General features: G+C 56.8%; 18 protein-coding genes. 7 read left to right on the forward strand and 11 right to left on the reverse strand.

All coding sequences use genetic code 11. From position 1 onward, the window contains the following. Positions 1–39: 39 nt before the first annotated feature. The 3 genes from QUE89_RS07390 to QUE89_RS07400 form a co-directional block, all read right to left on the reverse strand. Positions 40–1,227, reverse strand: a complete 1,188-nt coding sequence (locus QUE89_RS07390; RefSeq protein WP_286222555.1) for an iron-containing alcohol dehydrogenase — start codon at positions 1,225–1,227, stop codon at positions 40–42. Continuing rightward, entirely contained in the window at positions 1,227–1,772 is a 546-nt protein-coding gene (locus QUE89_RS07395; RefSeq protein WP_286222556.1) for a hypothetical protein, read from the reverse strand. Before QUE89_RS07395 ends, QUE89_RS07390 begins: the two co-directional genes overlap by 1 nt. Before the next feature lie 169 nt (positions 1,773–1,941). After that, a complete protein-coding gene (locus QUE89_RS07400) occupies positions 1,942–3,219 on the reverse strand; it encodes a M48 family metalloprotease (RefSeq protein ID WP_286222557.1) in 1,278 nt (425 codons plus the stop codon). A 203-nt stretch (positions 3,220–3,422) separates the two neighbouring features. On the opposite strand from QUE89_RS07400, the gene QUE89_RS07405 reads away from it, so the two are divergent. From QUE89_RS07405 to QUE89_RS07435, 7 genes are all read left to right on the forward strand, one after another. Continuing rightward, complete coding sequence (locus tag QUE89_RS07405) at positions 3,423–4,154, forward strand: DUF599 domain-containing protein (protein ID WP_286222559.1); 732 nt, start codon at positions 3,423–3,425, stop codon at positions 4,152–4,154. Positions 4,155–4,180: 26 nt separating this feature from the next. After that, positions 4,181–4,681 (forward strand): PaaI family thioesterase, encoded by a 501-nt coding sequence (locus QUE89_RS07410; RefSeq protein WP_286222560.1) that lies wholly within the window; start codon positions 4,181–4,183, stop codon positions 4,679–4,681. After that, on the forward strand, positions 4,678–5,112 hold the full coding sequence (locus tag QUE89_RS07415) for a PaaI family thioesterase (RefSeq protein ID WP_286222561.1): 435 nt from the start codon (positions 4,678–4,680) through the stop codon (positions 5,110–5,112). Before QUE89_RS07410 ends, QUE89_RS07415 begins: the two co-directional genes overlap by 4 nt. 218 nt (positions 5,113–5,330) lie before the next feature. Next, the gene (gene htpG / locus QUE89_RS07420) at positions 5,331–7,223 is read left to right on the forward strand and encodes a molecular chaperone HtpG (RefSeq protein ID WP_286222562.1); all 1,893 of its coding nucleotides are present in this window, start codon (positions 5,331–5,333) and stop codon (positions 7,221–7,223) included. A gap of 5 nt (positions 7,224–7,228) precedes the next feature. Next, positions 7,229–7,447 carry a DUF2835 domain-containing protein gene (locus QUE89_RS07425; RefSeq protein WP_203300983.1) on the forward strand — a complete coding sequence of 73 codons (219 nt, stop codon included), beginning with the start codon at positions 7,229–7,231 and terminating at the stop codon, positions 7,445–7,447. A gap of 282 nt (positions 7,448–7,729) precedes the next feature. Continuing rightward, positions 7,730–8,716: a tRNA dihydrouridine synthase gene (locus tag QUE89_RS07430; RefSeq protein ID WP_286222563.1), complete on the forward strand. Its 987-nt coding sequence runs from the start codon at positions 7,730–7,732 to the stop codon at positions 8,714–8,716. Between the two features lie 201 nt (positions 8,717–8,917). Then, entirely contained in the window at positions 8,918–9,832 is a 915-nt protein-coding gene (locus tag QUE89_RS07435) for an MBL fold metallo-hydrolase (protein ID WP_434784094.1), read from the forward strand. Between the two features lie 2 nt (positions 9,833–9,834). Here the strand turns inward: QUE89_RS07435 and QUE89_RS07440 are convergent, their stop codons facing one another. The 8 genes from QUE89_RS07440 to QUE89_RS07475 all read right to left on the reverse strand — a co-directional run bounded on the left by QUE89_RS07440 (position 9,835) and on the right by QUE89_RS07475 (position 18,624). Next, on the reverse strand, positions 9,835–10,848 hold the full coding sequence (locus tag QUE89_RS07440; protein WP_286222564.1) for a class I fructose-bisphosphate aldolase: 1,014 nt from the start codon (positions 10,846–10,848) through the stop codon (positions 9,835–9,837). Between the two features lie 150 nt (positions 10,849–10,998). Continuing rightward, positions 10,999–11,694 carry an aspartate/glutamate racemase family protein gene (locus QUE89_RS07445; protein WP_286222565.1) on the reverse strand — a complete coding sequence of 232 codons (696 nt, stop codon included), beginning with the start codon at positions 11,692–11,694 and terminating at the stop codon, positions 10,999–11,001. A 27-nt stretch (positions 11,695–11,721) separates the two neighbouring features. Beyond that, positions 11,722–12,357, reverse strand: coding sequence for a glycine-rich domain-containing protein (locus QUE89_RS07450; RefSeq protein ID WP_286222566.1), 636 nt, complete (start codon positions 12,355–12,357; stop codon positions 11,722–11,724). Positions 12,358–12,458: 101 nt separating this feature from the next. After that, positions 12,459–13,157: a TSCPD domain-containing protein gene (locus QUE89_RS07455; RefSeq protein WP_286222567.1), complete on the reverse strand. Its 699-nt coding sequence runs from the start codon at positions 13,155–13,157 to the stop codon at positions 12,459–12,461. 28 nt (positions 13,158–13,185) lie between these two features. Then, positions 13,186–15,324, reverse strand: a complete 2,139-nt coding sequence (locus tag QUE89_RS07460) for an adenosylcobalamin-dependent ribonucleoside-diphosphate reductase (RefSeq protein ID WP_286222569.1) — start codon at positions 15,322–15,324, stop codon at positions 13,186–13,188. 553 nt (positions 15,325–15,877) lie between these two features. After that, positions 15,878–16,672, reverse strand: coding sequence for an ABC transporter ATP-binding protein (locus QUE89_RS07465; protein ID WP_286222570.1), 795 nt, complete (start codon positions 16,670–16,672; stop codon positions 15,878–15,880). 9 nt (positions 16,673–16,681) lie between these two features. Continuing rightward, the gene (locus QUE89_RS07470) at positions 16,682–17,584 is read right to left on the reverse strand and encodes an ABC transporter permease (protein ID WP_286222571.1); all 903 of its coding nucleotides are present in this window, start codon (positions 17,582–17,584) and stop codon (positions 16,682–16,684) included. Between the two features lie 65 nt (positions 17,585–17,649). Continuing rightward, on the reverse strand, positions 17,650–18,624 hold the full coding sequence (locus QUE89_RS07475) for an ABC transporter substrate-binding protein (protein ID WP_138441093.1): 975 nt from the start codon (positions 18,622–18,624) through the stop codon (positions 17,650–17,652). Positions 18,625–18,888: the final 264 nt, after the last annotated feature.

Below are 18,888 nucleotides of genomic sequence, written 5' to 3' on the forward strand. Positions count from 1 at the left end.
GGAATCAGGGGGCCACAAATGACCCCCGGTGGAAGGTGATTAGGCCCAGGCCCGTTGCAATACCGCTCGGGCGTCCTCAAGGGAAACTTCTTTTGGATTGAACATGATGGCACCGTCGTCCAGGGCCATCTCGGCAATCTGGTCAAGCTGGTCTTCGGTCACCTTGCCGGTTTCCTTAAGGGTGCGGGGCAACTGGCAGCGTTTGTGCAGTTGGTCGCGCAGCTTGCGCAATGCCGAGATGCTCGCCTCGGCCCGGCGGGCTGCTGGCGTTGCCGAGAACACTTCTGGGCCTTCAAGCGGCAACAGTAGCTCGCCCAGCGGTGCCCGGATGGTCTCGAGGTTGTACTCAAGCACGTACGGCAGGTAAAGACTCATGCACAGGCCGTGGGGCAGGTGGCAGATAGCGCCGGTCGCGTGGCCCAAGGCGTGCACCAGACCAACCATGGAGTTAGAGAAGGCAATACCTGCCATGGTGGACGCCTGGGCCAGTTCGAGTCGGCCATCCACGTCTTTCGGGTTGTCCATAACGGTCAGCAACGACTGACTGACTTTCTTCACCGCTGCGGTGGCATAGGCATCGCTGAGCGGGTTCTTGGCCATGCAGGTAAACGCCTCAACCGAGTGGGTCATGGCGTCCATGGCGGTTGCGGCGGTGATGTGCGGTGGCAACGTCAGCGTCATGCGCGGATCAATGATCGCCGCATTGGGCAGCAGGAACGACGAAGTAAACGGCAGTTTCACGCCCTTGGCTTCGTCGGTGATAACGGCAACGGAAGTCACCTCAGACCCCGTGCCCGCAGTGGTCGGCACCACAAAGAAAGGCTTCAGCGGGTGTTTGATAACACCGGCACCGCTGTACTTGGCGATGTCATCGCCACCCTCAGATACCAGGATGTTTACGGCCTTGCCGGTATCGATGGCGGAGCCACCGCCAACGGCAATGATGGAGTCGCATTTTTCCCGACGATAGATACCCGCGATGTCCCGAACGACGGTTGTAGAGGAATCCGGCGGAACGTCGTCGTAAATGGTAACGATTTCCAGACCGCTCTCTTCGCAAGCTGCGATGACCGGATCCAGCAGGCCCGCTGCCCGAACGCCCTTGTCGGTCACGATCATTGGTCGCTTTGCGGCCAGACCCGTGAGCTCGTAGGGGATGTGCTCAAGGGCCGATTTGCCGGCAATGACTTTGACCGGGCAAAAGAACTCATAATATTTTTGGGTCATTACGCTCTCACCGTCTGAACAAAATTAGTGGCAACTTTCAGGTAGATCCGCACTGCACTGATGAGCTTTTGCGGCAGGTGCAGATTACTGGGGTATTCCTTGACCGCGCGCTCGGCAATCAGCTTGGGCAGAATGAATGATTCCAGCCGGTTCAGGACCCGGGTCATGCGCACGGCGTAACTGATGTCGCCATCTACCAGCATGCGATCATTGGCAAAGGCCACCGCGGTTTTTTCCTGAAACGACAGAACCAGGAAGGCGTGCGCGACGTGCTTGAATCGGATCGACAGATCGACCGGGCGGGGCGCGGAGTCGCCGTGGTAATGCAAGCGCCCAAGACCGGTATGCTCAACGATCAGACGTGGTCCGTCCGGCATTACCATCATTTCGAAAAGAAAACCGGCCGGCAGGGCCTGGGTCTCTTTTTTGACCGCGTCATCAACTTCACTAACGGCCTGTAGGGCCCGTCCCATCACCTGGAACATCAAATCCACATACAGGCGCCGAGCCTGGGATACCATGGGTTGGATACGTTTCGCCAGCATTGCTGCCATCCACTTGTTGTTTGTGATATCTGATTTTTAGAGTTATTGCTCTAAAAGTCAATGTAAGGATGACGGGTATTACTCGTCAGCGCGGCCAACGCGCGTCGAAGCCATAAAAAAGAGCCGACGGAGGGCGCTCCGTCGGCTCTTTTTCGATCCACTGAGGCACTCAGTTTCTGAGTGCCTCCAGTTTTTGCTGGGCTTCCTTGGCGACGTTACCGCCTGCCTCGGCTGCCTTGGTGTAGTAGGCAATGGCGTCGTCCCGCCGGTTCTGCTGTGCGGCGATATCACCCAGACGCAAGTAGGCAATGGAGGTGGGCACCACCTGGTTGGCGCGCTCAAGGTTAGTGCGGGCCTTATCAAGGTTGTTCAGTTCCAACGCATTCAGACCGTTATAAATCCTGTACACGAACATTTCCGGGTACAGCGACACAGCCTTGTCAAAATCGTCTGAGGCTTGTTGCAGCTTCTCCTGCTCCTTGTATATGCGGCCACGCAGGGTATAGAACATGGCCTCGTCCGGGGCCAGGCGAATGGCCTCGTTAATCTTCTTCAGGGCGGCGTCCAAGTTGTCTTCTGAGGCCAACTTTCGGGCCTCGTCGTGGGCGTCATAGGCAGGCTGGAGCTTGCGGAGGGTTGCCAGCTTGCGCTCGTAGACATCCTCGCCCCGATAGCCGCCAGCTCCAATCTCGTCGACCAGCTCTCGATTTCGCTGCACCCGCTTAGCTGACGGTGGGTGAGTGGCAAACATTCCCTGAATAAAGCCGCTGTCACGGCCTTCTGACAGCTCCAGGAACAGCTGCTGAAGTTCAACCGCTGCGGTCGGGTCGTAGCCCGCTTTTTTCATGTACAGGATGCCGTAGTAGTCGGACTCAAGCTCATCCGACTGGCTGTACTGCGCCAGTGCAAGTTGGGCGCCTATTGCAGCACCGCCCATGAGCACACCCGCCCACTCATTGTCCGACAGGGCAAAGCCCAAGCCGGCAACACCGGCGCTGATCAACATGCCTTGCTGCATGCGCTGAACGCTGTGGCGGGCGGCTGCATGGACAATTTCATGACCGAGCACAGAGGCCAGCTGTGCTTCGTCGTCAAACTTGGTGAGTAGGCCACGGTTGATGGCGATCTTGCCACCGGGCAGCGCCCAGGCATTGGGTGTGCTGCTGTTAAGCACCACGAACTCGTAAGGCAAATCCGGGCGGTCGCTGACCTCGGCCAGCTTCTGGCCAACCTCGCGAACATAAAGCGTGAGCTCCGGATCCATGTAGAACTGGCCACCCTGGGTCTGCTGCGTGGGGGTATACTGCTCCGCGCCCATAGACAGTTCCTGGTTTTCCGGAATCAGCGACAACTGACTTTCACCAGTAACTGGATTGACCGAGCAGCCGGCCAGCGTTAGAGCCACGACCACCGGGGCGATGCAGCGTTGCAAGAGGTACTGATTCACACGAAACTCCCTTTTTAAATGGCTCTCAGGCGAACAGACCGCGGTATTTGGCGGCCATTCTGTCCTACACTTCTGCTTACATGATTACACGGCTTCGGCCGCCTGAAAATCCCCCATCGTTGTGGTGACCCAGATGGCCTTAGCGTATTATAAGTGCCTGTTCCAGCGACATTTGATTCCGTATTCATCACCAAAGGCCGCCGATGAGTAATATTCTGGAAGTAATAGCTTTGCTCTGGTTTCTGACCTGTTGGCTCGGCTATACCGTGTACTCGCGTCGACGGGCAGGGGACAGACCTTGTTTGTCCAATACGCTGGACATGTACCGGGAAGACTGGATGCGAGTCATGCTCAGGCGCGAAAACCGCATTGCCGACGCCTCGGTGGTTGGCAACCTGGAACGCAATGGGGCTTTTTTTGCATCCAGTTGCCTCCTGATCCTGGCCGGTATCATTACCGCGCTCGGTTACACCCAGGAAGTGATGGAGGTATTCAGCACCCTGCCGTTTGGCACCTTGCCCAGCCGTGAAATCTGGGAGCTGCGGATGGTGCTGTTGCTGGTGGTGTTTATCTACGCATTCTTCAAGTTCACCTGGTCCATGCGGATGTATAACTTCGTGTCGGTCATGGTGGGCAGTGCGCCGCCACCGGACGATACCAAGACCAGCCCCGCCGCGCGCGAGGCCTTCGCCCGCAGTGCAGGCAAAGTCTGCAACCTGGCGGGTGACGCCTTTAACCTGGGCTTGAGGTCGTACTATTACGCTATGGCGGTGGTCGGATGGTTTATTCACCCGTTGGTTTTTATTGCCGGGTCCACACTCGTGGTGGTGGTTCTATATCGTCGGGAGTTCTGCTCGAACGCTTTGGGCGCCTTGCGCTCGGGGAAGGTGTTTGAAGAGGAAGTGCCAGCCAAAGCCGAGAAAACACCCAATTAAATTCTCGATCCACAGGTTTTCTTTGAATGAATGACAACATCCGACTAGACCGGGTCACCCGGTTTATCGACACCCTCAAACAGGCCAAGGAACTTGGCCTGTCGGTGATTGAGGCCAAGGAAGGCAGCCTGACGCTGTGCCTGCCGTACAGCGATCGTATTATCGGTAACCCGGATACCGGCGTTATCCACGGCGGTGCCATTACTACCCTGATGGACACAACTTCCGGCTCGGTGATTCTGTGTGCACTGGACGAGTTTGAACTGTGCCCAACACTGGATTTGCGGGTCGATTACATGCGTCCGGCGGCACCCCACAAGCCAGTCTACGCCCGTGCCGAAACCTACAAGGTTACCCGCAACATCATCTTTACCCGGTGTGAGGCCTACCAGAAGTGTGACGAGCAGGAAGGTGTTGAGCTGGACGGTATTGAAACCATCGCCAACTGCGTGGGCACCTTCATGCGTATTGGCCAGGAAGCGACGCCGAAGCATTACCGTGACCTGATTACCGGAGGTGTCCAATGACGGATCCGGAGATCTATCGCCACACCCGGGAAACCGGGGACTTCACCCGTTTATTGGAGAGTATTCCTTACGCCACTTTTATCGGCCTGGAGTGCGATCAGTTTGGTGACGACCTGATTTTCCGCCTGCCCAAGAAAGAGGAAAATTTGGGCAACCCCATCCTGCCCGCCATTCACGGCGGTGTCATTGGTGGCTTCATGGAGCTCTCCGCTGCGATCTACCTGATGATGTCCCAGGACAGCATGCGGATGCCGCGCATCGTCGACTTCTCTTTGGATTACCTGCGGGCAGGCCTTGACCGCGAAACTTACGCCGAATGCCGGCTCACCCGGCAGGGTAACCGGGTTGCCAATGTGATGGTCACGGCCTGGCAGAAATCCAGGGCCCAGCCCATCGCCACGGCACGGGCGCACTTTCTCCTCGAAGACTGATTTCCCTCCAAAACCGGGGCTTGAAATGCCCCGGCATGCCCCCATTTCTGCTGCAAGACAAAGAATCCGAGCTGACGCAGGCGCGGAGGCTTTGCCGAAACACGCTGTGAATACATCCATGTACGCTCGGCTCCGCCATCCATGGCTCCGCACGGTTTCGGCAAAACCTCCGCACCCGCTTCTTTGAACTGTGAGTTAATTCAGGAGATATAGACGCCATGACGGTTGAGTCGCAAAAAGAGACCCTGGGTTTTCAGACCGAAGTGAAACAGCTGCTTCACCTGATGATCCACTCCCTCTATTCCAACAAGGAAATCTTCCTTCGTGAGCTGATTTCAAACGCTTCAGACGCCGAAGACAAACTGCGTTTCGCGGCACTGAAAGACGATGGTCTGTACGAAAACGATCCGGAACTGAAGATCCGTCTCGACTACGACAAAGAGGCGAACACCATCACGCTGGCCGATAACGGTATCGGCATGAGCCGTGACGACGTGATCGAGAACCTGGGTACCATTGCCCGTTCCGGCACCGCAGAGTTCCTGAAGCAGTTGTCCGGTGATGAGAAAAAGGACAGCAAGCTGATCGGTCAGTTTGGTGTTGGTTTCTACTCGGCCTTTATCGTCGCCGACAAGGTAGACGTCTTTACCCGCCGTGCCGGTGCGCCAGCCGAAGAGGGCGTGCATTGGGAATCCCAGGGCGATGGTGAGTTCTCCATTGAGCAGGTGAACCGCGAGAACCGTGGTACCGAGATCGTTATCCACCTGAAGAAAGATGCCAGCGAATTTGCCGATGGCTTCCGTCTGCGCAACCTGGTCAAGAAGTACTCTGACCACATCTCGTTCCCGGTCGTCATGAAGTCCGAGTCGGAAGACGAAGAAGAGAAGGGCAAGGACGAAACCGTCAACGATGCCACTGCGCTGTGGACACTGCCGCGTACTGAGATCAAAGACGAAGAGTACAAAGAGTTCTACAAGCACATCGCGCACGATTTCGAGGACCCGCTGACCTGGTCCCATAACAAGGTGGAAGGCAAGTTGGACTACACCAGCCTGCTGTACATCCCGGCTCGTGCCCCGTTTGACCTGTACAACCGCGAAGCGCCGCGTGGCCTGAAACTTTACGTTCAGCGCGTGTTCATCATGGACGACGCCGAGCAGTTCCTGCCGCTGTACCTGCGCTTTGCCAAGGGTGTGGTTGATTCCAACGATCTGTCGTTGAACGTATCTCGTGAGATTCTTCAGAACGACAGCACCGTGGAAAGCATCCGCACCGCGCTCACCAAGCGGGTATTGGACATGCTGTCCAAGTTGGCAAAGAAAGACCCAGAGCAGTACCAGAAGTTCTGGGGTGAGTTCGGTACCGTGCTGAAAGAAGGCCCGGCTGAAGACTTCAGCAACCGTGAAAAGATTGCCGGCCTGCTGCGCTTTGCCACCACCCATACCGGTGAAAGCGCCCAGTCAGTGTCTCTGGACGATTACATCGGCCGGATGAAAGATGGTCAGAAGAAGATCTACTACATCACCGCCGACAACTTCATGGCCGCCAAGAGCAGCCCGCATCTGGAAGTCTTCCGCAAGAAGGGCATCGAGGTGCTGATTCTGTCGGACCGCATCGATGAGTGGATGATGGGCTACCTGAACGAATACGACGGTAAGCAGTTCCAGGACGTCGCTCGTGGCGATCTGGACCTCGGCGAGGTAGAGACTGAAGAGGACAAGAAGCACAAGGAAGAGGCTGCCGAGGAGCACAAGGATCTGCTTGAGCGCATCAAGACCGCGCTGAGCGACCGGGTGCAGGAAGTTCGCGTGACCAACCGCCTGACCGACTCCCCGGCGTGCCTGGTCGTGGGCGACTTCGACATGGGTGCCCAGATGAAGAAGATCATGGAAGCGGCTGGCCAGAAAGTGCCGGACAGCAAGCCGATCTTCGAGATCAATGTGGATCACCCGCTGGTTCAGCGCCTGGAAAATGAAAAGGGCGAGGAGCGCTTTGGCGAACTGTCTGCGGTACTGCTGGACCAGGCGACACTGGCAAGTGGTGAGCAGCTGGAAGATCCGGGCGCTTATGTCACCCGCCTGAACCGTCTGTTGCTGGAACTGGCTAACTAAGCCGTATGCAGCAGATTATTGTGGACATCAGCATCAGCCCTGACGAGTGGATCAAGCTCTATCAGGGCGTTGCCACCGACGTTCACACCACGGCCCGGGACGGACGTTCTGTCCGTTTCCCGGCCCGTATTCTCTCCCGTTTTTATCTGCGCGATGGTGTGCGTGGATCCTTCCGTATCCTGTTCGATGGTCAGGGCAAGTTTGCTGGCATCGAGCGGCTCTGATAGCTAATACCTACCGTCAGTTTTTCTTTCCTTTATTTCCCACAGTCGCTGAGCATTGACTATTCTTCGGGTATCCACACCGGAAAGGGAGTTGTGTGATGGTTCGTTGGATGGCGTCCTGGTCCAAGCAATGGCAACAACAAAGTAAGGTGCTGGCGGATTACTGCGTCAATTACGCGATGTCCCAGTAAGGCCTATAGCTTCGTTTGCCACGCTTCATTCTGCCCCCAAAACTGACTACAATGCCGGCCCGCTCAATCTTTAACCACGTCCGGAGCCGACATGCGAGTAATCCTCGCCCCTATGGAGGGGCTGGTAGATGCACCAATCCGTGAAACGCTGACCAAAGTTGGCGGCATAGACCGGTGCGTTACTGAATTTGTTCGCGTAACCCACGGCATGCTGCCCCCCCGTGTTTTCTACAAGTACGCACCCGAACTGTACAACCAGTCACTGACCCGGGTCGGTACACCGGTGGCGTTGCAGTTGCTGGGTTCTGACCCCGAGCAGATGGGATTGCACGGCGCCCGGGCTGTGGAATTGGGCGCAACCCAAGTCGACATCAACTTCGGTTGTCCCGCCAAAACCGTCAACAAGCATAAGGGCGGCTGCGTACTGATGCGGGAACCGGAGCTAATGCACGAAATTGCCGCGGCCGTGCGCCGCGCTGTGCCAGACGCTATTCCGGTGACTGCCAAGATGCGGCTCGGCTACGACGACCGCTCCATGGGCGTCGCCTGTGGCCAGGCCTTGGAGGCAGCCGGGGCGGCCGAAATCGTAATTCACGCCCGGAGCAAGGTTGATGGCTACAAGCCGCCGGCTTACTGGGAAGAGATTGCGAAAGTGCGTAATGCAGTGGCAACCCCGGTGATTGCCAACGGCGAAATCTGGACTGTCGAGGATTACTGGCGTTGCCGCGAGGTATCTGGCTGTGATGATGTCATGATCGGCCGAGGACTGATTGCCCGGCCTGATCTGGCCCGTAAAATCAAAGCCAGCCAACTTGGTGAGCAGATTCCTGACATGACCTGGCCGGAAGCCGTCGATCTGGTTCGGGAATACGCCGAAGTGCTGCAAGGTTGGCTGGAAGACCGCTACGTGACTGGGCGCATCAAACAATGGATGAACTTCCTCCGGCAGGGCTTCGCCGAAGCTGAGGCAATCTGGCCCCAGGCCAGAAAGATTCGGGAAGTTGCTCCAATGATGGCGTGCCTGGAGCAGGGCGCTGTTTCAGGGAACTCCATTAGCTCAGATATCCGGGCGGCCTGATTCCCGCTTAATCTTCCTCAAATCGTTTTTCCTCCCTGGTTGCCAACTACACTGGTACGAAGCGGGCTGATGCTCGTAACTGTTGTGGTTGTAAAAGAACAATCCACCAGGGAGGAATGAACCATGTTTGATCGATTATCTCGGCGTGCGCTCGCCACAATGGCTGGTTGCGTGTGTCTTACAATTGGGCTGGTCGCCGGAGTGAGTGCGGCTGAGGGCGATGTAAAGGTTACGCCGCTGGGCAGCCACGACGGCGAGTTCTGCAGTCGCGACCGGGCCCTGGTGTTCGAGGATCCCAACGGCACCCGGATTCTTTACGATGCCGGGCGCACTGTGGCCGGACCAGATGATCCCCGGCTTGGGGATATTGATGTGATTCTGGTGTCGCACATGCATGGCGATCACGTTGGCGATGCCCGTATCGCAAAGACCAATTTAGGCACCTGTGCCGCTCCGGATACTTCCGTGTCCACCCTGCCACAATCCAATACCGTAGACATCGCGGTAAAGAAGCAGGCCAAGATTTTAACGGGTAGTGAAATGCCGGCATTTTTTGCAGCCAAACTCAGCGCAGAGGGAGGTGATGCCAGCAATTCCATGCTGGTACGCTTCGGCGCCGAGCAGACGTTGGGTGGTGTGGCCATGACCACCGTGCCGGCCGTGCACAGCAATGGGGTCTCGCCGAGTTTCCTGACCGGACCGCTGGCGGAATACCTCAAGGCAGCGGGTATTGGCGCGAGCGTTGGGCCGCCCACCGGCTATGTCCTGACCTTTTCCAACGGGCTGGTGGTGTATCTCTCCGGCGATACTGGCATTACTGCCGAGCAGGAGCTGGTGGTTAAAGGTCACTACGGTGCGGAACTGGTGGTTATGAATATTGGCGACACCTACACCACCGGTCCGAAAGAAGCGGCCTATGTCATCAACGAGCTGATTGAGCCCAAGGCCGTCATTGCCTCCCATGCCAACGAACCGGCCACTGACGGTGGCAAGCTCAGACAGGGCACCCGTACCGCCCAGTTCCGGGATCTGGTGAAGGTGCCGGTGCATGTCCCCCTGAGTGGACGCACCATGGCTTTCAATGGGAACGCAGGCTGCACTCAGGGCTGCGACTGAATTTAGTGTTCCATGTCGGGGCTGTAGGTGCCTGAGCGCGCGGCTCCATTGAGCCGTGCCCGCTTCAGGATAGCTTCCTGAGCTACAGGGCCGTTGTCCAGCTCACCAGCCCAGGCCTTCTGGGCCGGTTCCTGCAGGGCTCGACCGTAAGAGAAGCTCAGTGCCCAGGGCTGGGTGCCCAGGCTGTTGATGGCATTCAGGTTCAGGGTCGCTTCCTCGGGTGTTTGGCCGCCAGATAGAAAATTGATGCCGGGGACCGCTGCGGGTACGACCCGTCGGAATACTGAGACCGATGCTTCCGCCACTTCTTCCGGGCTGGCCTTTGGGCTGTCTTTGCCGGGTGTGACCATGCTTGGCTTCAGGATCATGTGTTCAAGCTGCACCCGATGCCGGGCCAGCGCATTAAACACTTCCCGCAGAACCATTTCACTGACCTCAGCGCACCGCGCCAGACTATGGTCGCCATCGATCAGCACTTCGGGCTCAACAATCGGCACGATGCCAATGGACTGACAGATCGCGGCGTAGCGCGCCAGGACCTCGGCGTTGGCTTCTACAGCCTGACGGGAGGGCAGGGTATCCGATATGTGGAACACGTTGCGCCATTTCGCAAACCTGGCACCGGCGTTCTTATAGATCTCCAGCCGGTCTTCCAGACCATCCAGGCCCACAGTGATTTCATCACCCGGCGCATTGATCAACGGCTGTTTGCCCTTGTCGACCTTGATCCCCGGGACAATACCCTGAGCTTCCAGCATTTTCGGGATTGGCACGTTGTCCAGGTTTTGCTGGTTGAGCGTCTCTTCGAACAGGATTACGCCACTGATGAATTCACCCAGGCCCGGTGCAGACAGGATCAGGCTGCGGTATTCCCGGCGCTTTTCTTCGTTGGAATCGACGCCGACTGATGCAAACCGTTTGGCAATGGTTGGGTGGCTTTCATCGGCGGCCAAAATTCCTTGTCCGGGCTGAATAAGCTTTTGGGTTGTGGCTGAGAGTTCATCCTGAATACTCATGGGTAATGCCTCCGTAGCGGGTTCAGGGCTGAAGGATTCCGCGTGTGCTCCTGACTAGTGTAGACGGTTAGCGGATGACTGAAATTTGATCTGTGCTAAAGCACAAAGCGCTAGCCCGACCTGAACGGGTCTTAACTAGTGACTAATACGCTAAATCTCTGCTAGAGCCCGGGTTACGGCGGCATGAGCGTGTATTTCAGTGGTGTCGAACAGGGGCACGTTGGTGTCGGTCTGTTGCAGCAAAAGACCGATTTCCGTGCAGCCCAGAATCACGGCCTGGGCACCGCGATCAGCGAGTCGGTCGACGACCTCCAGATAGCCAGCGCGGGAGTCTGCTCGAATTTCACCCTGGCACAGTTCCTGGTATATCACCCGGTGAATCTCGTCGCGTTCGTCGGGCTCGGGGATCAACACACGGATACAGGCTTTTTCAAGGCGTTCACGATAAAACGTTTGCTCCATGGTAAAGCGGGTACCAAGCAAGCCAACGCTGTCGATGCCATGTTTCTTTAATGACTCAGCGGTTGCGTCGGCGATGTGCAACAACGGAAGCTCGACGGCTTCCGCAATTTGAGGCGCAACCTTATGCATGGTGTTGGTGCCGATCACCAGAAAGTCCGCGCCGGCCGCTTGCAGCGAGGCGGCAGCCGCTACCAGCAGCCTTGCCGTTCCCTGCCAGTCGCCGCGATGCTGCATGGCTTCGATTTCAGCGAAATCCACGCTGTAGAGAATCAGGCGGGCGGAATGAAGCCCGCCGAGTTGTGATTTTACCCCTTCATTGATCAGGCGGTAGTAGCTCTGGGTGGACTCCCAGCTCATGCCGCCAAGCAGGCCAATGGTTTTCATCTGTGAGTCTCCCTGGTTGAACCGGTGTCAGTCACCTCCGCAGCCACCGCCACTGCAGCCGGAGGAATCGCCCGAGCATCCGCCGCAGCCTGAGCCGCAACCAATGTGGCCGGCGCAGTAACCGTGGCTGCCGGGTTTCGAACAGTCCAGTGAATACTTGAAGCCGTCAGGTATCTTCAATGCGGCATCCATGGCGAAGAGTAGCGGAAGCTTGCTGGCGGATTTCGGTTGGATTTTCTCGCGAAAGCAGGAAATCTTCCACGCCGTCTTGATGCCTGCCTGGGCTGCAGTGGGCGACTCCATGGCTTCTGCCGGTGTGTGATGCAGAAAGCGGCCCAGCGCCCGCATACAGAATTGCTCGTATTTTCGGGTAAAAAGAATGAATTCGTGCCACGCGACATCCACGGACTGGGAGGGCATGGACACCATCCGCTTGCCGGCGATGTTGCACAGATGGAAATACTCCCGCAGCCCGGTCATCACCTGTTCCAGCTCCTGGTCACTCAGATGGGGATACTTCTCCCTGATCTTGGCCGGAAGCGACGGTGGTAACGGGTAGCGGTCAATAAGTTTGGCCCGCTTGGTGACTACCGACTTCTTGTAGAGGTGGAGCGCCACGAACAGGACGATAATCAATACGAGGGTGGGGACAATGTTTTCCATAGAGGCAACACTACAACGAACCACACGAATCGGCACATGAAAAAAAAGGCCCGAAAGCGTTTGCTTCCGGGCCTTTCGTCTTCGTCACTACGGTTCCGACCTCAGCCGCACTTGCTGTCGCCGCAGGACAGGCAGGTAGCACAACCGTCCATGACGATCACCGCCTTGGTGCTGCACTTGCCGCACATGGTGGCGTTGGCCGGGTAGTCGCTGGCCTTCTCATCGTTCGTTGCCGTGGTGTGGCTGGCTTCGAACTCGGCACGCTTTTCAGCGAGGATGCGCTTGGTGGTCTCGCTCATCTCTTCGCTTTCGAGCAGGCCGATGGCCTTCAGGTGCTTCTCGATTACGGCGCCGATTTCAGCAACCAGCGACGGCATGAAGACACCGCCTTTCTTGAAGTAACCACCGTTGGGGTCATACACCGAGCGCAGCTCTTCCACCAGGAAGGTCACGTCGCCGCCTTTACGGAATACTGCGGAGATCACGCGGGTGAGGGCGATAACCCACTGGAAGTGCTCCATCGACTTGGAGTTGATGAACACTTCGTAGGGCTGACGGCTTTCGTGGTCCGTGTCCTCGTTGAGCAGGATGTCATTGATGGTGATGTACATCGCATGCTCGCCAATCGGCGGCTTGATCTTGTAGGTGGTGCCCAGCAGGAAATCCGGCCGTTCGATGTGTTCGTTCATCTGAACGGGCTTGGCTTCCTGGCTCGCTGCTGCCTTGGCTTCAGCGTTGCTGTCTGTGTCGGCTTTCTTAACGCGGTAGCCGACGATTTTGTTGCTGATTTTAACTGTCATGTTCGTTGTCCTGTGTCGGGTTCCCGGATCAGTACTTGCCGTAAGTGCCTTCTTTCAATGCGTCAAACAGGTTGGCAGCATTGTGGATCTCGCCGTCGTACTCGACCTGCTCGTTGCCTTTCAGAGTCACCTTGCTGCCGTCATCCAGAGTGAACTCGTATTCGGTGTTTTCGAGATCTTTCTCTTTCACCAATACGCCCTGGAATGCTTCCGGATTGAATCGGAAAGTGGTGCAACCTTTCAGGCCCATGTCGTAGGCGTACAGGTAAATATCCTTGAAATCCTGATAGGCGAAGTCTGTCGGAACATTGGCCGTCTTGGAAATCGAGGAATCTACCCATCTCTGGGCCGCAGACTGGATATCTACGTGTTGAGACGGCGTCACATCGTCAGACGTGGTGAAGTAGCTCGGCAGCTTCTTGTCTTCGTCGTCAGAGAACGGCATTGCCCCCGAATTGACCATGTGGCGGTACGCCAGCAGCTCGAAAGAGAATACGTCAACTTTCTCTTTAGTCTTTCGGCCTTCACGGATGATGTTCCGGGCATAATGGTGCGAGAAGCTCGGCTCAATACCGTTACTGGCGTTGTTGGCCAGTGACAGGCTGATGGTGCCAGTCGGCGCGATCGAGGTGTGGTGGGTGAAGCGACCGCCTTTCTCGGCCAGTTCTTCCACCAGCTTCGGCTCAACGCTGGCGATCTGCTGCATGTACTTGCTGTACTTGGCGTGCAGGACGCGGCCCTTGAGTTTGTCGCCCAGCTTGTAGCCGTCCTCAGACAGCTGGGGGCACTTGCTCAGCATCTTGGGTGTGATTTCGAATTCGTCGTTCATAATCGGAGCGACACCCTTTTCTTCGGCCAGGGTCAGCGACTGGCGCCAGCCCTCTACGGCCATCTCGCGCACCACTTCCTCGGTGAACTGGACGGATTCTTCAGAACCGTAAGGCATACGCAGCATCGCCAGTGTGGAGCCCAGGCCCAGGATGCCCATGCCGTGACGGCGCTTGTAGGTGATTTCGTGGCGCTGCTCTTCCAGCGGCAGGCCGTTGATCTCAACCACGTTATCCAGCATACGGGTGAAGATGCCGACAACCTTGCGGTACTTCTCGTAGTTGAAGCTGGCTTTGTCAGTGAACGGGTAGTCCACGAACATCGTCAGGTTCACCGAGCCCAGCAGGCAGCTGCCATAAGGAGGCAGTGGTTGCTCGCCACAGGGGTTGGTAGCGCGAATGTCCTCGCAGAACCAGTTGTTGTTCATCTGGTTGACCTTGTCGATCAGGATGAAGCCAGGCTCAGCGTAATCGTAGGTGGAGGTCATGATGGTGTCCCAGATGAACTGGGCTTTCAGGGTGCGGTAGATCCGGCACGCCACTTTGCCTTCATCATTGACCACGTAACCCTTGAGGATCGGGAAGTCGCGGTACACGAACTGGCTGGCATCGGTCAGATCCAGACCTTCGTCTTCAACTTCTTTCTGGGTGACCGGAAATGACAGGTGCCAGTCATCGTCGTTACGAACGGCTTCAATGAAGTCTTCGGTGATCAGCAGCGACAGGTTGAACTGGCGCAGGCGGCCGTCTTCACGCTTGGCCTGGATGAAATCGATGACGTCCGGGTGGTGCACGTCAAAAGTGGCCATCTGGGCGCCGCGGCGGCCACCGGCGGAAGACACGGTGAAGCACATGCGGTCGAAGATATCCATGAACGACAGCGGGCCGGATGTGGTCGCGCCGGCGCCGGCAACGTAGGCACCTTTCGGGCGCAGCGTGGAAAACTCATAACCAATGCCGCAGCCCGCTTTCAGGGTCAGGCCTGCTTCGTGGTTCTTTTCCAGGATATCGTTCATGGAATCCTGAACAGAACCGGACACGGTGCAGTTGATGGTTGAGGTGGCAGGCTTGTGGGCTTCGGCCCCGGCGTTGGAGGTGATGCGTCCGGCCGGAATGGCACCGTGCTGAAGAGCCCAGACAAAGTCTTTCTTGTGCTTTTCGCGTACAGATTTGTCTTCTACTTCGGACAGGGCTTTCGCTACGCGTTCGTACGTCGCTTTAATGTCCTTGTCGACAGGCTCGCCAGTCTTGGTTTTCAGCTGATATTTGCTGTTCCAGATGTCGAGTGAAGCTTCCTGCATCGGAATCGTAGTTACCACTGCCTGTGCCTTAGCGTTCATTGCCACCCTCGGAATTTCCAGTATGTCTTCTTTTGACAGCGCCGTCCTTGTGACAGCACTGCACCCCTTGATTTTCTCACAAACCGGCTCTGAATCTGGTGCGTTAGTGACCACTATATATGGTGGTTGTTTCTTGAACAAAAACGCGCCTGGATGTGCCGGTATCTATCTCTGATCGTTGTTGTTGGCCCGGTGGGGGCCGTTTATCAGTCCGCCTGGCGGCGGTCAGCTGTTTCGAATCTGGGCCCTATATATGGGCTTAATTTCAAAAAGTATAACAGGATATTGTGTTCTGTGAAGAAGATCGGAACTATTGAATAGCGTTGAGGCGCAAAGAAAATCAATCGCTCTTCGGTTGCAACGGTGAAAATCACCGTAAAACCACGGCTTGCGGGCAATTATTCATAAACACTACATCTTGTGTTTAAAAAATGGGCGGGTAAGCACTTATCATTTTAGGAAAGGTTGATCAGGAAAGCCCGATGTCGGGCTGGTGGCGATTCGAAGGCAATAAGCACCTCCAGCTGTCGCCAGCCAGCCCGCAGCAGGTCGTTTAGCCGAGCAGCAAACTGTCATCATCCACTGATAGCCCGCGCTGTTTTTCGAACAGCCCCAGCAGGTCCTTTACTTCCAGTCCTTCTCGTTCCTTGCCGGCTATGTCGAACACAACCTGCCCCTGGTGCAGCATCACCGTGCGGCTGCCAACTTCCAGGGCCTGCTTCATGCTGTGCGTGACCATGAGGGCCGTCAGCTGCTGTTCTTCAATGATCTGGGTGGTCAGTTCCAGCACGAATGCCGCCGTTTTGGGATCCAGCGCTGCCGTGTGCTCATCGAGCAGCAGAATACTGGAAGGCGTAAGGCTGGCCATCAGCAGACTCACAGCCTGGCGCTGGCCACCGGAGAGCAGGCCCATCTTGTCGCCCAGGCGGTTTTCGAGCCCGAGGTTGAGTGACGACAGGCTGTCCCGGAACTGCTCCAGATACTGTTTCTTGACCGCAGCAGTCAGGCCACGGCGTTGACCGCGTTTAATGGCCAGTGCCAGGTTTTCTTCAATGGACAGGGCCTCGCAGGTTCCCGCTAGAGGGTCCTGGAATACCCGGGCAACCTGGCCTGCGCGTTTGTGAGTGGACAGCTTGGTGACATCGGTGTTATCGACGATGATTTCGCCACTGTCCACCAGCACCTCTCCGGAAAGGGCGTTAAGAAAGGTGGACTTGCCGGCTCCGTTACTGCCAATGACAGTAACGAACTCACCCTGATTGACTGTCAGGCTCATGCCCCGCAGCGCGGGGTTCTCCAGTGGAGTTCCCTTGCCGAAGGTAAGTCGGAGATCGCTTGTACTGATCATGTCGCCTCCTCAGGCCTTGTTGCGGGTCAGTTTGCCGATCACAGAGGTACGGACTCCGGGCAGCACGATGGCCAGGGTGACCAGTACGGCAGTGATCAGGTTCAGATCCTGGGCTTGAAGGCCAAGAAAATCGGCATTCAGAGCAAAGGCTATGGCCAGGCGGTAAATGATGGCGCCAACAACGCACGCGAGCAGGGCACGCACGACCGTTGACGGGGTAATCACTGCTTCACCTCCAATCAGGGAGGCCAGGCCAATGACGATAACGCCAACGCCCATAGTGACATCGGCTGCGCCCTGACTCTGGGCAAACAGCGCACCGGCGAGGCCCACAAGGCCATTGGACAGGGCGACACCCAGTACAATCATGGCGCCGGTGGCGATACCCTGAGCGCGAGCCATTCGCGGATTTGCGCCGGTGGCACGCATGGCCAGGCCGGTTTCCGATTTCATGAAGCGCCACAACAGAATCAGGGATACGGTCACCACAATCACGAACAGCAGTACAGGAACAAGGTGGTAAGCCAGGTCCAGGTTATACCAGGGGGTGAGTACTGTTTCTTCGGTCAGCAGGGCTACGTTGGGCCGGCCCATGATGCGCAGGTTCACGGAATAGAGCGCGATCATGGTCAGGATCGAGGCCAGCAGGTTCAGGATTTTCAGCTTGACGTTGAGCAGGGCGGTGACTGCACCTGCCGCCATACCGGCCAAAATAGCCGCTCCGGTAGCAATCCATGGGTTCCAGCCTGCGATGATCAGAATGGCTGCAACAGCCGCACCGAGTGGGAAGCTGCCATCCACGGTAAGGTCGGGGAAGTCGAGAACCCGGAATGAGATGTAGATGCCAAAGGCGACCAGGCCATAGATGAGACCGGTCTCAATGGCGCCGTATAGTGCGATTTCACTAAGCATGGGTAATATTCACTGTGAAAGAAAACGGGCGGGCCCTTGTGGGGTCCGCCCGTTTTGGTCGAGCGTTACTTGTCGTTCTTGACGACTTCTTTGGCGTCCTGGATCAGGTCATCCGACAGGGTAATTCCCATCCGCTCGGCGGCGGCGGGATTCACAAACAGGTCCAGGGTGTCCATGGTTTCAACCGGCATATCGCCAGGTTTGTTGCCATTCAAAACCCGGGCAACCATAGCGCCGGTCTGGCGGCCGTGATTGTAATAGTTGAAGCCAAGAGCTGCTACCGCACCGCGGGAAACCGTGGCTGTGTCGGCGGCAAATACCGGGATGCTGGCACGTTCGCCGACAGAAATGACGGCTTCCACAGCGCTGATCACGGTGTTGTCAGTGGTCAGATAAATGGCATCGACTTCTCCAACCAGGGAGCGGGATGCACCGAGCACTTCTGAGGTTTTAGTGGCGGCAGCCTTGACCAGTTCCAGATCTCGCGCGGCGAGACGCTCTTCCAGCAGGTTTACCAGAGAAACCGCGTTGGCCTCACCCGGGTTATAGACTGTGCCGATACGCTTGGCGTCTGGCATGACGCGCAGGAGCATATCAAGGTGCTTGTCGATCGGCAGCATGTCGCTTACGCCGGAAATGTTGGTGCCGGACGCTTCGAGGGCGGGCACCAGCTTGGCGCCGACCGGATCGGTAACTGCAGAGAAAATAACGGGGACGTTGCGTGCTGCGGCAGCGACCGTCTGGGCCGACGGAGTCGCAATCGCAACAATCACATCGGGGCTGTCACCCACAAATTTACGGGCAATCTGGGAGGCGATAGCCGAGTTGCCTTGAGCACTTTCGTGCATCACCTTCAGGTTTTCACCTTCCTTGAAGCCCTGCGCCGCAAGTTCGTCTTTTACGCCCTGATAAACAGCATCCAGTGCCGGATGCTCGACTATCTGGGTGATGGCTACGGTACGAACGTCCTGAGCCTGCACCAGGCCTGCTGCTGCCAGCAGTGTTGCACCAATCAGGGTGCGCAGAGTTCTCTTGGCCATATGCCTGTGTCTCCGAGTCAGTGTCTGGTTATGGTAGGGTTTTGATGTTCAATGCTATTTAGGTGTTCATCACGATAAAGGTGCGCAAGTTTATCACAGGCGGACGGGATTCTGGGTAGGGATTGTGGGGCCGGCAGAAGCGGCGCAGGTCAGCGTACTGGAAAGTTGTGAACTGGAATAGTTTTGCGTGCGTCACACTTTGAAGGGCGATTGTGTGTTGAAATACACTACGAAAGTCTAATAATAGTCCCTAACAATTCGAAC

It is taken from the genome of Marinobacter sp. LA51 (genome assembly GCF_030297175.1).
GTDB lineage: Bacteria > Pseudomonadota > Gammaproteobacteria > Pseudomonadales > Oleiphilaceae > Marinobacter > Marinobacter apostichopi.